Annotated in this window: 1 protein-coding gene; it reads left to right on the plus strand. The window is 58.7% G+C overall.

The genetic code is table 11. From position 1 onward, the window contains the following. Nucleotides 1–312 precede the first annotated feature (312 nt). Entirely contained in the window at nucleotides 313–651 is a 339-nt protein-coding gene (locus tag AC3WJD_RS22005) for a hypothetical protein (protein WP_492748994.1), read from the plus strand. Nucleotides 652–979: the final 328 nt, after the last annotated feature.

Raw genomic sequence — 979 nt, forward strand, 5'->3', positions numbered from 1 at the left:
GGGCGGAGGAGGAGGCGCGACGACCGGTGCGGCGGAAGAGCCCCCATCACCGCCTCCACAGGCGGACAGCGCAATGGTCAGCGCCAAGATCGACACAGCTTTCCGTGGCATCCCCCGCCCCCGAAAATTTGTATTACTCGAATGGTCGCAACTTTCTTTTGGTTACGCAAGTCAAAGTCTCGAGTTGCGTACCCGCGAGAGCCGCACGGATGAAAGCCCCGAGCCCTCGGGAACTGCCATTGCTTCGCCGCGAAGGTTGTTGGCAGCTCGCCCGACATTGCGGACATCGCTTCAATTCCCCATTACCCGGTTATGAAAAACATCCAGATTACCGACGGCGCGGTGAATGCGACTTTCAGCCTGTTTCAAGCGACCGACGAGGAGTTTGATGCGCTATTCCCGAATGGGAGCGAGATGGAGATCGTAGAAGACGTTATTCACCGTCTCGGTGAGGAAGAAGCTGGCCGCGCCATCGCCTCCATCTGGGATCGACCAATTTTGAAACGCGATGCGGTCGGTATTCACGGCACGTTGTTCTACGACAGCGAACATCGTCGAGAATATCTACCGACCTCGAGGCGTGAGACGGATAGGCCGAGCAGTTCCATAAATCCCGCGCAGCGAGCGCTCTTCGCCAGCCTTCGGGAATGACCGCTTTGCCCGTTTCGGCTAGCGCTCGCGCCGCATTGCGAACAGCCAGCCGACAAGGACTATGGCAACGAAGCAGCCCGCGAGCATCGAGATCATAGCCAGCTTGTCGGGTCGCCTTTCAGCAAGCCTCCACAGGACGATAGCTCCAGCGAACAGGATGGAGCCTCTCTTGAGCCAAACAGAACGTGATGACATTGCCGACGCGTCGCAGCCGGGCATGGTCCCGTCAAGACGAACGACCGCTTTCGACCGGCGGGTTCAACCGGTCACCGCAACACCTCTCGTAGTTTATCGACGGGTGTTTCGAAGTCCAAGGTCTTTCGGGGGC

This window comes from Sphingobium sp. FW306-1B-F04DB (genome assembly GCF_058781925.1).

Excerpts from the sequence above, each read along its gene's own strand:
- AC3WJD_RS22005 (WP_492748994.1), top strand. The coding sequence starts at position 313 with ATGAAAAACATCCAGATTACCGACGGCGCGGTGAATGCGACTTTCAGC.